The following is a 12,611-nucleotide window of genomic DNA, read 5'->3' as shown; positions in this document are numbered from 1 at the left end:
GTCACAGGTCTTACTCAGTAAGGATTCAGCTATCAGCTATCAGCCATCAGCCAAGGCCAAGTTGGCCGTAGGCCACGCTACGCCAATGGCCACGCTACGCGAACAGGTATAAGCTATAATGTATTAGCTATAATTTATAAGCTATAATGCATCAGCTATAATGTATTAGCTATTAGCTATCACCCAAAGGCTGACTGCTGACTGCTGACTGCTGAATGCTTACCTTACTCAGGACTCATTACTTTCTTAGCAAAGACTAGTTTAAATGGAAGTATTGTTCACAAATTATTTAGGATTGCTATAATTTCATTTTGAATCAATAACGTTTGCTTGAAAATGAATATACCCGAAGTTGGGACATTATTAGAATGCTATGGAGCAGTATCTATAGGAATTCCCTTGATTGAAAGACACAATGTACTCAGGTGGATTTGTCAGAGTCTTACTCACCATGGAGTATTCCTGGTTTACCTCTGGAATTTAGCTAGTCGTGGATTTCAGAAAATTGAATGGGATGGAAATTATGATACCTTAGAAAGTTCAATGGTTAATGTCCTAGAAGAGCGTGAGCCATTTGCACAGGTTGTTGAAGTGTTGAATTTTTGTCAAGCCTATTCTGGTAAAGCTCTATTTATCTTAGAAGATTTACCGTCTTTACTCGATAGTGCTGACAGTGGGCAAACCATAACCATCAGAACCTCATTGTCTAATGTTCTCTACAACTTTGGTCTCTCAAGCGATAAGTTTCTAATTCTTTTGGATACGGGGGAGAATGAGTTACCTCGAATTTTAAACTCAATTATTCCTGCTGCCGAATTTCCTTTCCCAGAACCCAAGGAAGTCACGGCATTATTAAAAACTCATTTAGTAGAATATGGTTTGGCTGACCAAGAAACACCTCTAGACGACAGACTAGCTCGGTCTATCGGGGGATTGACTCCGGAAGAAATTCGGATGGCAGTCAAACTGGCGGCGAAAAAAAATAAATACGCCCCCATAGTGTCTTGCCTGTTAAGCGATCGCTCTGAAGAGCGCGCCAAAGGCGAACGCAAGCAATTTCATATAGCAGTCAACAAAGCCCAATCTCAATCAGAGCTAGCCAAGCAATTAATCAATTACAAAATTCACAGACTCAAAGGATTTGGTTTAGAGTTCCTCAAACCTGATGTTGGGGAATTTGGGGGATTAGATAAACTGAAACAAGCCTTGGAATGGGTGAAACAAGATTTTTCTGATCAAGCCAGAGCTTATGGGATTCCATTGCCCAAGGGATGGCTATTGATTGGTCCTCCAGGAACAGGAAAAACCTTTGCTGCCAAAGTCTGTGCTCAAACCTTAGGATTTCCTTTAATTAGCATGGGAGTGGATTTAGTAATTGGTAGTAGTCCAACCCATTTAAAACGACTCTTGCGTCGAGTTGAGGCCGCGAGTCCTTGTGTTTTGTTTCTCGATGAATTGGACAAGTTTTTTGATTCCCAAACAAATAACACCAAACAAATTCTAGGAATTCTATTAACCTGGTTGCAAGAGAAAACAACTCCCACATTTGTGATTGGAACTCTCAACCGATTAGATGCTTTGCCTCCAGAATTAACTCGTGCTGGCAGATTTGACAAACTGTTTTATGTCGGTTTTCCCAAAGAGATTGAGCGGTTTGAGATTTTTAAACTCCATGCTAGCCGATTTGATCCTCGTTATCGGGAGGGAAATGGACCATTAACAGAAAAACAATGGCGTCGATTATTGAGTGCGACACGAAAATGTACTGGAGCAGAAATTCGTGCCATTGTAGAATCAGCAGTGCAGCGAGTGTTCCATCAAGGTCAGAGAACTCCTTTTAAAATTGAATTGGAAAATCTATTAGAGCAGCGAGAAGCAATGACTCCCTTGTATTCTCAGGATACCGAGAGAGTTTTAGCAATGGAAAATCGAGCAGAAGGGGTTTGTAAGCCTTCCTCTTCACCAGATAAATCAATTTTTGCTAGGGAAATAACTACCTTGTGGGGAGAACGATTAAATGTTGGGTCTTAAGTGATATCATGTCCCGATAATTATCCTTAATACCAATTTTTACAGCACACTATCTCCCCATCAATCTTCTTTATTATGGGTATTCAACCGGACTTAATCTGATATCTAATCCGATGTAATGAGTAATGGGTAATGGGTAATGGGTAATTGTGATTACTCTCGTACCATTACCCATTAACACTTAAGCCTTACCGATTACCAACCAGTTTAATCAAGGAATTTTATACCTTGATTAGGTTTAAATATAGCAGTCGAAGTAAAGGTTAAGACATATTTTGTTCCCTGTTCCCTTCCCCCCTTACTAAGGGGGGTTAGGGGGGAACCCTGTTACCTTGAAAACAAAATACTATGTCCTAAACTATACTTTCCTTGCTATAACTGCTGATTAAGACTTAAATTCCAGCAGAGAATTTATCCCCAGTTTGCTGCAAGACGATAGGAGATAGACAGCTTTAGTATTGCCTTTCAGGGCAAAGTATTCCCAAATATGAAGACAATCTCCTAAACTCATAGTTTTCATTATCCCTTGAGTTTCTGTATAACAGTATAGTATCTTACCCGAAAAACCTTTGGCTTTCAATTTTTTTAGTTTTCTCCTTGAGTTAATAATTCCCACCAGTAAAGCAACCGATGAGCCTATGGCATCCATGGCAGCGGATAAACTAACCCGAAACTCCTGATCATCCTCTGTCTTTAATATTTCTAATTGGGATTGACCAATTGTAATCCTAGTCGGGGTTGCTTTTAGCAAATCTGAATCTTGGTTAATTAAGTTTACCCTTGGTTGGATTAATTGATTTGGGTCTTTCTCTAATTGTTCAATGAGTTGCTTTAAGGAAACTGTTTGATTTTTATCCAGGTAGGGGGGGATGAGATTGTCTGAAACTAAATATTTCCAATAAGCCAGTAAGCTGTTGAGAGGATAAACAGTCAAGTTTCTCTGGGAAGGAGTAGTAACCCATAATTTTTGATAGCCATTTTCTTCAAGAAATTTTTGAGCTTGTCTTGGAGACTGTCTAATCGGTATAGACATTTGCCGTAAGCTAAAAACAATTTGGTTATCAAGGCTATAAGCTCCTAGGGTGACTTCCTCTAATTGAAGACAGATATGATCTACGTGGGGATAATCCAAAAAATCATCATCAATTATCTGAGGATCAGTGTGATGAGTTTGAGCAATTAGGTGGGTCATAGCCATAAATTCCTTCTTCTAAATCCCTTGATTTAAGTAAGCATATGCGCTACGCGCAGGCTACGCCAACAGCTATTGGCCGTAGGCCACGCTACTTGAGGTGCAGTCAGCCTGAGCGTAGCGCGTTAGCTAACTGCTGAATGCTTACTGATTTAACCTGTTCAAGTTTTTGACTGTTTCTCTTTCTTGGTAGTACTCTCTAAGCAGAGCAACGGATTGATTATGTACATATAACCCCTTATAGTAACGTTCCTTTTTTCAGAGAATTTTTATCGTTTCAGGATTTTAACGTCTCTATGTAACAAATATTTACAAATCTTGTTATTATCGAATTTTATGGCTATTTATAAAGAAGTAAGCAAACAAGGAATTAGGGAAATGGTAGGAAGTAATCTTTCTCAAGAAAACCTCTCCCACATCAAGCAACCTGAAAGTCTGTCAGATTTAATTGACGAGAGGGATAAGACGGATTACTCTCTATTGGAAAAGCTGTTAGAAGGACGTTCCGATAGCTTTAAGGCAAAAATTTTAGATTTAGTTGTTGCGACAGAATTGGACGCTAATGACCCGCTATTCCTATTTTTGGTAGCAACGTCCAGTTTGGAAACAATGTTAGCAGATACTCCTAAATCCTTAGAGCAGTTATTCCGAAGTTGGGAAAAGGATATCCAGCAGATGATTGATGTCGTGGGGCAATCCACCGTGGATATTCAGCGCCAAGAAATTGCTAAAGCGATCGCTCTTCAGAGCGCGCCAAAGGCGAACGCGTCTGCCATAGAGCAATCAAAAGTAACCATAGAATCCAAGTCAGAAAGACAGCCCTGTTCCTATCCACCCAAAGGGTCAATGGATTTTCCGATTGTTAAGGCATCTCCTTTTACAAACATTACAGCCATTTGTGGAGCTGTGGTTTTGTCATTGGTTTGTGGACTAGGAGCGGGTTGGGGGCTATCTGAGTTAAGTCAACCAAAATTAGACCCCAATGGTTCTAGACAACTAACCCTAGACGAAGCAGCTACCTTAAATTGGGCAATCAGTAAAGAGGGCAAATTAGCCAGAAATATAACCAAATGGAATGCGGGCTATTTGGATAACTTAGAGTGTCAAAAGGATGCCATAGAGGCAGGAATCCGGTTAAACTTTGGGGGAAAAAAAGCCACTAGCGGCTATTGTCTACTTTGGGTCGCCCCTCCGAGCCAGCGCAAGTATATAGACGACAATAAATAAGTGAACCCTATTTTATCGCTATTTTGATAGAGATCAGTGTCGGTGTTTTGGTAATGGCTAATAAGTACGAGCCTTATCCCGACCAGAAGTACCATTTCTCTTATGGATTAGTGAGTGCTAAATTTTTCTGATGGTACTCCATAGCTTTAGTGTAGTTTCCTTGAGAGTAATAAGCGGCTTTCAGACTAGCTATGGCTTTTTTTGCTGCCTTCCGGTCACCGATGGCTTGGGCAATACTCAAACGTTGTTCATAATATTCAACCGCTTGGCCATAATTGTCTAAAGCATCATAAGCCTTTCCCAAGCGACCTAAAGCTTGTTGTTCTAGACGGCGATTACCTATTTGTTGAGCTTTGAGCAATTGCTGCTGAATATAGTAAATCCCTTGAATATAATCTCCTAGTGCCAAGCAAGCATTACCCAACTTGCCCAGAATTTGTCCTTCTAGGGGAAGATCACCCATCTGCTGTGCGATCGCAAAACGCTGCTCGTAATAGTCAATAGCTTGAGCATAATCACCGATGGAGTAGCAGGAGTTACTAAGATTTCTCAGAATTCGCTCTTCCAGCTGCGGTAACCCAAGACTCTGGGCAACATAGAGGCTCTGTTGCTGGCAAGCTATTGCTCGGGGCAAATCCCCTAGTGCCTTATGGGCCAATCCTAGATTGTTCAAGGCAGTCACCTCTCCCAGTCGGTCTTGGAGTTGCCGCATAATAGTTAGGCTTTTTTGACCATAGTCAATGGCTTTGAGGTGATTTCCTTGGTGACGGTAGGCATTTCCCAAAATTCCCAAAACCTGGCCCTCAAGACGCTGGTCTTTGATGTCTTTTGCGATCGCAAGACTTTTGTTACTATATTTTATGGCTTGTTGAAAGTTGTCCAAGGAATAAGCAGTCAGGGCCATACCACTCAGAGCTTTTCCTTGACCCCGTCTATTTGCCAATTGCGCATACATTGCTAGTGCTTCTTGAAACGACTGTCTTGCTGCGGATAATTGACATCGCTGGTGCTGCTCAATCCCTTTCTCTAAAAGTTGAGCAGCTTCACCGGTGCGATGGTTTGACGCAAGGTCATGAACATTATCTGGAATGTTGTCAGGTAATGTAGGAACGAAAGTTTGGCGTGCTGCCTCTACTAGACGCTCCCTATATTCGCTGTCATCACACGGCAACCGGCTCTCCATTCCTATTGCCTCTTAAGGATCATCAAGAGTTTTGTAGTTTTCTAAGTTTGCGCAATCGAGTAAAATCCTTTGCCATATATTCCCTTGTTTTGAATTGCTCAAGGTCGGATCTCATCCTTTGAGTGAGATACCACAGGGCATTAACGAGAATATGACGGTTTTCAGATTTAGCGCAGCTCAACCTAACAGTACGAGTGCGGGTACTTGACTACCATGATAACCGCATTAATGGTGGTTACCGCAACTTTACCAATATCATAACAAATGCTATACTAAATCTAACTTATGGATGATTTAATCTCAGCAAATAAAAATCCCTAGGTCAGCATTCAGCCTAGGGCTAATGGGCGTAGCGCATGCTACGCTTGCCAGCGATGAAAGCACGCCACTGCCCATCAAAGATTGTAGGTAGGGACTGTGCTAAACTTTTTTATTGAACTACATCAAGCTCAGATACATTTAACCCGGTATTTCCGCCCCATAACGGTAAGCCGTGTATAGCACATCAATTTACCAATTGATGAGGACGCATCTCTCAAAGCTGTCGAAAAAGCCTGACAGCGCTTTTGCCCCAAGCGCGAATTGACCAAGCGCGAATTGACATTTACTACAGAACAACCTAGATTGATTGTCTGATGCTTCAATGCTTTGAAGCTTACTTCTGTTATTTTCCGAATCTTTTTGTGAGCGGACGGTTAAGCTTGCAAGCTATGTTAGCTGTGTTTTGTTCATCAGCTATTTAATACTAAGCAGGTGCACAAAATTCATTCACATTTTGTAAAACTCAAATCCTTACAATATAAGGGTTACAGAGATTGCGAGTAGGTAATTAATTCGGCGATCGGTGCTTACCAGATTTTCCCGAGGCTTTCGGTGAAACTTCGCAAGATTTTATTAATTAGTTCTTTCCAGCAGAGTTTCTCTAGATGATGTTACTGCTGACTTGGTAGTCTCTGGTGTGCAGTAGACTTCGCAGGAGTTATTGGGACTTTCACTCAATTTCACCTTATGAAGTTGGACATCCAATTCTTGAATTGGTTGTTGCAATAACTGACAAATATAGATAGCAATATTTTCGGCAGTAGGAACAACCCGGGCAAAGTATGGAATGTCTTTATTGAGGAAAGTATGGTCAAAAGCTTCCAGGACATACTCATCCATGACTTGCTGCAAGGAGCCTAGATCAACAATCATGCCAGTGCGCGGATCCATTTCACCCTTAACTGTCACTTCTATGTGATAGTTATGTCCATGTCCGTTGGGACGAGCACACTTACCGTAAATCTGGTAGTTTTCCTCGTCACTGAGGTCAGGATGAGCTAGTCGGTGAGCAGCGCTAAAGTGGTTACTGATAGTCAGATATACTTCCATACCGTTTCCTTGATAGTCAGCCCAGAGTTTTGGATGTTCAAATAGCTGAATCTTCAGTAGTGGTAGATAGGTAACCAAGCGTTGCCAAATTACTCGTGCTATGTTTTCGGTAGTAGGTAAGGTTTGCTGAAATTCTGACCAAACCTCATTGAGATAAGCGTAGTCAAGTTGGCTGGTGACCTCTCGTTGGATCACCGTTTTGACTTTAGACAAGTTTTTCACCATGCCATACTTATCCAACTGAGCGGTCAGGGAAACGAACAGAACGTAGTTGTGTCCGTGTCCAGGAAATCTGCTCCCCAAACCAAACCGCTGAAGGTTCTCAGCTTCACTCAGTTCTGGTAACCAGTATCGGTGGCTGGCTGAAAACTCAGCACGGCGCTTAATGACGCATTCCATGTCAAGTTAGGTAAACTAGACTTATTTTCAGGATAAACTAATTTGGATTAGTGGTCGTTGGTAAGCTAAAAAAATAATATTGGTTACCCATTAGCAAAAATCTTTAACTGTGTCTTTAGCTTCCCAGAGCAGATGGGAAGCTATTCTGAACAGTTCTTGACCTGTGTGTAGGTGGTAGTCGTCGTAGTTAAGGGTAAACAGCTTTAATTCTTCTATCCCATCTCCTAACTGATTAAGACAGTAGTAGAGGTTAGCAGCAGCACTGGCAACGGTGGCAGGATTAGGTTGAGACTGAAACAGTCTCTGAGCTTGATGGAGATGATCACCACACTCTTCCAGATAAGCTTCAAACTCTGCCATGAGTTCATCATCAAACGGGTCAGCGGAGAGTTCATCAAGTTGAGCCTCTAGAGGCTCAAGGATATGACTAATCCGGTGGTTTACAGGTTGATAAATTTGCTGCAACCATTCCCCTAGCTGGGCATCAGTCTTTTTTCCCTTTTGCCGATGATGCTGGTAATGTCTTTGGGCATGAGCTGTTCGCTGTTGTCGATTCTGAGGCTCTAATGAATCCTGAAAGTAATTCCTCTTTTGGTCATAGGAACGCCGTCGCTCAGGGTTACTGAGTACCTCATAGGCAGCATTAACTTGGATAATTTTTTCCGGATCAGCGGTGGGGCTGTTGCTATCTGGATGAAAGCGCTTGGCTAGCCGTCGGTAGGCTTGTTTAATTTCTAGGGTCGTAGCGTGGGGATGAACATCCAAAGTTTGGTAGTGATTCGAGTCTGACATGGGCTACACTAAACCTACTGAAACCGGCAGCGATAGTATAATTGAGGTAGCAACTAAGCTCAATCCTTATATTTCCATCGATTTCCAGAGGTTTTAGGATAACTACTGAACCGAAGCGCCTTGCCCCATAACACTAATCAGTGGTGGCGGTTGGCTCTTGGAAGAGGGGGGTGCTTAGGTACCGTTCCCCAAAACTCGGTTGAATCATGACAATCAGGCATCCCTCATTTTCTGGACGTTTGCCAACTTCAATAGCCGCTGATAGTATGGCTCCAGTGGAAATGCCGGAAAGAATTCCTTCTTCACGGGCTAAACGACGACCGTATGCGATCGCATCATCATCCGTAACTGTAATCACCTCGTCAAGAAGTTCAACCTTGAGTACTTCTGGAATAAAACCCGCACCGATACCCTGAATTTTGTGAGGTCCTGGAGACCCTCCAGAAAGTACAGAACTACCAGCTGGTTCAACTGCGATCGCTTTAAAACTGGGCTTGCGTTTTTTGATCGCTTCAGCAACACCAGTAATTGTACCACCCGTACCAACTCCAGCCACCAGGAAATCCACCTGTCCTTCCGTATCGTCCCAAATTTCTTCAGCGGTGGTACAATAGTGAATTTTGGGGTTAGCTGGATTACGAAACTGTTGCAGCATATAGGCATTGGATGTGGTTTCTACAATTTCCTGAGCTCGCCTAATACAGCCACCCATGCCTTCACTACCTGGTGTCAGTTCCAACTGAGCACCATAAGCTCGCAACATAGCCCGTCGCTCGATGCTCATTGTCTCTGGCATGGTTAGGATCAGTTGGTAACCCTTGGCTGCCGCTGCCATTGCTAGAGCAATACCTGTGTTTCCCGAGGTCGGTTCCACCAAAATAGTTTTGCCGGGGGTAATCCACTCATTCTGCTCCGCTGTGTTGATCATGCTAACACCAATCCGGTCTTTAACAGACGAAGATGGATTCATGCCCTCTAGCTTGGCTACAATTCTAGCGACACAGCCTTCTGCTTGAGGAATACGGTTTAATTGTACTAGAGGTGTCCGACCAACCAGTTCGGTAATATTTGGAGCAATTCGCATAACTGTTGGAAATTCTGAGTTATTAGTTGTTATCCATCATCCATCCTAGTATTTTTTGACACTCCCACCCCTTCAAACAAAAATCCCCGCCTAGGGGCAGGGAAACCTAACTAATTCTCAATAGTCCTTGGGCAATTAGCCAGGGTCTTTAGAAGGTGAATGTGGTTCTGATGGTACCAATCACAGCATCATCATTACCGTCACTCTGCTCTGGATTAATCACCCAGATCACACCAGGAGTGATAGAGATATTATCGGATAGCTGATACTTGTAGAAGCCTTCTATGTGAATGGGGGTATCAATCTCATTCAAATCCGAATAGGGGACTGCACCACCAAAGAAACCTAACACACTACCTTCTTTCCCAAAATCGGGGAAGGCTAAACCACCGCCGTAACTCCAAATTTCACCATCTCCTTCACCAATCACAATCACATCGGTGTAGTTGAAAAATCCACTAAAGGAAATCTTGTCGGTGAGGCGAAACGCTAATTCTGCTCCGTAGGAGTTGGTTACCTTGTCAGCTGAATCAGCTATACGACTAGCAAGAAGTGCTTCTTGATTTAAGTTGGCAGCACGAGTACCTACTATACCATCTTCTCCAGCGCCTTTGCTGAATATGGCACTGTTCTCTTTATGGAAACCATGGACGTAAGTAAAGCCCACACCAATGCGGTCGTTGACGTTGAAGTTCAACTGACCCAAGGCAGAATAATCACCATTGAACAGACCTGAACCTTCATCAGGATCTGACGCATTGCCAGCTAGGTAACCCAGTGTGACAGTACTTGGTCCAATCACGCTCTCTAGTAAACCGAGTTGGAAGCTAACCCCTAAACCAGCACCACCACCAATCCGATAGATGGGGTTTTGTTGAGAAAATGTGGATAGAGAGCCACTACCACCATCGAAGTCTTGGAAATAGGGATTGAGTGTAGGAACGTAATCATCATGCCGACCACCAAAGGCAGCAATGTAAGTTGATACTTGACCAAACGGACCAATAGGAATGTCACCGTAATAGGCTAACCAGTCAACTCCTATATCGTTCCCGTCACCAGTACCATCAATCTCAGTGTTAAAGGTCTGGGTGAGTTCTGGGGTAATCTCACCCCCCGCTGTGAAGGCATTCAGGTTACCAGCACTCAGACGAGTTACTAAACTGTCTTGACCAGTGAAGCTGGTGTCGAGAACTAAACGAACCCTGTCACCAAAGACAACTTGGTTATTGTCATCTTCCCCAAAATCACCAAAGTTATTGGTCAGGGCGAATATGACTTCCCCTTCCAGTTTCGTAGTAGTGGAGAATTGGTGATCCTCTAGGAATGCGACTCGACCTTCGAGGTTATCGACCCGTGCTCCGAGGGTAGCCAGTTCTGCCTCAAACTCTTGAATCAGCCGTTGCAGCGTTTCTAAGTCTTCACGGGTAATAAAGTCAGCAGTACTAGCAGCAATTAAACGCTCAATCTGGTTCAAACAAGCGTTCAAGCCAGCCGCAAATTCGTAACGGGTGGTAGCACGGTTGCCACGGAAGGTGCGGTTTGGGTAACCAGCGATACAACCGTAGCGCTCTACCAGACTACGCAGAGCTTCATAAGCCCAGTCTCCAGGAGAAACATCCCGCAGTTGGGAAACACTAGTTACCTGATCTTGGCTGTTACTGCCTTCTTTACCGTAGCGTTGAATTTGATTTAACAGCTGGCTGTTATCTGAGGCTGAGGGGACGGCTTGGGCTATTTTTGTTTCTGCCTCCGGTACGTCTACCTTAGGAACTAGGGTATCGGCCTTTAAAGTTAATGATGTTCCCTCACCCAAGGTGGAGCCCATCGACCTGGAAAAAACTGGGGTATCCTTTACTTCTGGAGCAGTGGGGGCCGCCGCGATCGCCATTGTCTTTACTGGGACAGCTTGAAGTGGGGCAGCTTCCGTAGTAACTTGATTCTCAACTGTTAAGGAGTTGGCCTTGTTGGCTGCCTGTACCTCATTGGTACCAAAGGCGAGAGCAGCACCCACTACAGCAGGACTTATCAGTAGGGACTTCAACAGTAGTTTAGACATCTTCTCTTAATCCTCACACCTTTACAATTATTGAACTCTCCCCCGGATCAATCACGGAGGATGGTGACATACTCCCGACGCTGACAAGCACGCGACAGCACGGGCTTCTTACCAACACCAGCTACTGCTTAGGTTACTCGGTAAGCTTTATTAACGACACGGGATGCCCCTCCGCGCCGGAACAATACAAAAAAGTTCTATTTTCTTTGTACTGCAGGTGCGACCCGTGGCGAATTTAATTCGCCGACGGAAAGCGCACCTATGGAATTTTACCCATCCACAGATAACTCAAACTATCAAGTTTTTTCTGAAGGTCACCCCATATTCGTTGGTTGTCAAGGTTCAGGCGCGTAGGTGGCGGTTAGCTCTTAATTTGTTTTTCCCTACTATCCCTAGTACATCGCATTGGAAAGCTCTGTTCCGACCCTTGCCCCGCGCTCCATCCCTACACTTACTCTATACGGTAAAGTACGGGGATTCTCGCGGTTTAGATAAGAATCAGCGCTATTGCGATGAAACCTATTAACCTATTACAGGAACAATTTATTAGAGGAACAATTCTTATACTATAGCCTTTATCGACAAAGTGCTATACAAACTTTTTTGCCAATGCCTGTGAATGAACTTCTGCGCTAGCTGCGGGTCTATTGCTAAAGCAATTGTCACTTATTTAGAGTTATTGAAAGGATATTAACCCAGCTCTGAAATAACTTGCGCTAGGTCAAAATCTTTTGAGGTTAAGCCACCACTATCATGAGTGGTTAGAGTAATCGTTACCTTATTGTAAGAAATCTCTAGGTCAGGATGGTGTCCTGCAACTTCAGATGGTTCAACAAGTTTATTCACAAAAGCGATCGCTTCTACAAAACCCTTGAATGTCTTTTTACTACGCAGGGTTTTCCCTTCCACACTCCAGTCTTCTAGCTGACTCGCCTTGGCTTGAATTTCTGCATCGCTGAGTAGTTGAGCCATGATGGTTAGATCCACTCCTTCAACAATCCCAAAAAAAGACTATCCGCTCTCACGGCTAGTGTTTTGGTTAATCCATAACACCTGGTGTGAGAGCGGTCTAGCGGGTCTTCTGATTGAAACCAGGCTGCCGAGAGGAACTCTTAGGTAGCCCTGCCTAAGCAGTCATATAGATTCTCCGTAGAGAATCCAGCTAACTCCTAGAGAACAGCCCCGGCGCACAGCCGGCTAACTCCAACCAGATGACCCATGAGTTTACTACTATCTTCCATGGGCATCACCTCCTTTAATCCCTAAGCGGTTT

Annotated in this window: 10 protein-coding genes; 3 read left to right on the top strand and 7 right to left on the bottom strand. The window is 43.6% G+C overall.

Translation table 11 applies throughout. From position 1 onward, the window contains the following. The first annotated feature begins 336 nt into the window (after positions 1 to 336). Entirely contained in the window at positions 337 to 2,031 is a 1,695-nt protein-coding gene (locus F6K38_RS05840; RefSeq protein WP_009149089.1) for an ATP-binding protein, read from the top strand. 385 nt (positions 2,032 to 2,416) lie between these two features. Here the strand turns inward: F6K38_RS05840 and F6K38_RS05835 are convergent, their stop codons facing one another. Then, the gene (locus F6K38_RS05835) at positions 2,417 to 3,223 is read right to left on the bottom strand and encodes a hypothetical protein (protein ID WP_075873593.1); all 807 of its coding nucleotides are present in this window, start codon (positions 3,221 to 3,223) and stop codon (positions 2,417 to 2,419) included. Positions 3,224 to 3,559: 336 nt separating this feature from the next. On the opposite strand from F6K38_RS05835, the gene F6K38_RS05830 reads away from it, so the two are divergent. Next, the gene (locus F6K38_RS05830; protein WP_009149086.1) at positions 3,560 to 4,450 is read left to right on the top strand and encodes a DUF6753 family protein; all 891 of its coding nucleotides are present in this window, start codon (positions 3,560 to 3,562) and stop codon (positions 4,448 to 4,450) included. Between the two features lie 100 nt (positions 4,451 to 4,550). Here the strand turns inward: F6K38_RS05830 and F6K38_RS05825 are convergent, their stop codons facing one another. The 5 genes from F6K38_RS05825 to F6K38_RS05805 all read right to left on the bottom strand — a co-directional run bounded on the left by F6K38_RS05825 (position 4,551) and on the right by F6K38_RS05805 (position 11,338). Continuing rightward, positions 4,551 to 5,633: a tetratricopeptide repeat protein gene (locus F6K38_RS05825; RefSeq protein WP_009149084.1), complete on the bottom strand. Its 1,083-nt coding sequence runs from the start codon at positions 5,631 to 5,633 to the stop codon at positions 4,551 to 4,553. Between the two features lie 894 nt (positions 5,634 to 6,527). Continuing rightward, positions 6,528 to 7,403, bottom strand: coding sequence for a 6-carboxytetrahydropterin synthase (locus tag F6K38_RS05820; RefSeq protein WP_009149082.1), 876 nt, complete (start codon positions 7,401 to 7,403; stop codon positions 6,528 to 6,530). 90 nt (positions 7,404 to 7,493) lie between these two features. Continuing rightward, complete coding sequence (locus tag F6K38_RS05815; protein WP_009149080.1) at positions 7,494 to 8,195, bottom strand: J domain-containing protein; 702 nt, start codon at positions 8,193 to 8,195, stop codon at positions 7,494 to 7,496. 133 nt (positions 8,196 to 8,328) lie between these two features. Then, positions 8,329 to 9,279: a cysteine synthase A gene (cysK, locus tag F6K38_RS05810; RefSeq protein WP_009149078.1), complete on the bottom strand. Its 951-nt coding sequence runs from the start codon at positions 9,277 to 9,279 to the stop codon at positions 8,329 to 8,331. A 148-nt stretch (positions 9,280 to 9,427) separates the two neighbouring features. Next, the gene (locus F6K38_RS05805; protein WP_009149075.1) at positions 9,428 to 11,338 is read right to left on the bottom strand and encodes an iron uptake porin; all 1,911 of its coding nucleotides are present in this window, start codon (positions 11,336 to 11,338) and stop codon (positions 9,428 to 9,430) included. A gap of 226 nt (positions 11,339 to 11,564) precedes the next feature. On the opposite strand from F6K38_RS05805, the gene F6K38_RS05800 reads away from it, so the two are divergent. Beyond that, on the top strand, positions 11,565 to 11,864 hold the full coding sequence (locus tag F6K38_RS05800) for a hypothetical protein (protein WP_131826892.1): 300 nt from the start codon (positions 11,565 to 11,567) through the stop codon (positions 11,862 to 11,864). Between the two features lie 164 nt (positions 11,865 to 12,028). Here F6K38_RS05800 and F6K38_RS05795 read toward each other — a convergent pair whose 3' ends face one another. Next, positions 12,029 to 12,310: a 4a-hydroxytetrahydrobiopterin dehydratase gene (locus F6K38_RS05795; RefSeq protein ID WP_009149074.1), complete on the bottom strand. Its 282-nt coding sequence runs from the start codon at positions 12,308 to 12,310 to the stop codon at positions 12,029 to 12,031. Positions 12,311 to 12,611 lie beyond the last annotated feature (301 nt).

Source organism: Moorena sp. SIO3B2, from assembly GCF_010692525.1.
Taxonomy (GTDB): Bacteria; Cyanobacteriota; Cyanobacteriia; order Cyanobacteriales; family Coleofasciculaceae; genus Moorena; species Moorena producens.
Note: the sequence above shows the minus strand (reverse complement) of the source record. Positions and strands in the feature narration are given on the sequence as shown.

Excerpts from the sequence above, each read along its gene's own strand:
- F6K38_RS05840 (WP_009149089.1), top strand. The coding sequence starts at position 337 with ATGAATATACCCGAAGTTGGGACATTATTAGAATGCTATGGAGCAGTA.
- F6K38_RS05835 (WP_075873593.1), bottom strand. The coding sequence starts at position 3,223 with ATGACCCACCTAATTGCTCAAACTCATCACACTGATCCTCAGATAATT.
- F6K38_RS05830 (WP_009149086.1), top strand. The coding sequence starts at position 3,560 with ATGGCTATTTATAAAGAAGTAAGCAAACAAGGAATTAGGGAAATGGTA.
- F6K38_RS05825 (WP_009149084.1), bottom strand. The coding sequence starts at position 5,633 with ATGGAGAGCCGGTTGCCGTGTGATGACAGCGAATATAGGGAGCGTCTA.
- F6K38_RS05820 (WP_009149082.1), bottom strand. The coding sequence starts at position 7,403 with ATGGAATGCGTCATTAAGCGCCGTGCTGAGTTTTCAGCCAGCCACCGA.
- F6K38_RS05815 (WP_009149080.1), bottom strand. The coding sequence starts at position 8,195 with ATGTCAGACTCGAATCACTACCAAACTTTGGATGTTCATCCCCACGCT.
- cysK (WP_009149078.1), bottom strand. The coding sequence starts at position 9,279 with ATGCGAATTGCTCCAAATATTACCGAACTGGTTGGTCGGACACCTCTA.
- F6K38_RS05805 (WP_009149075.1), bottom strand. The coding sequence starts at position 11,338 with ATGTCTAAACTACTGTTGAAGTCCCTACTGATAAGTCCTGCTGTAGTG.
- F6K38_RS05795 (WP_009149074.1), bottom strand. The coding sequence starts at position 12,310 with ATGGCTCAACTACTCAGCGATGCAGAAATTCAAGCCAAGGCGAGTCAG.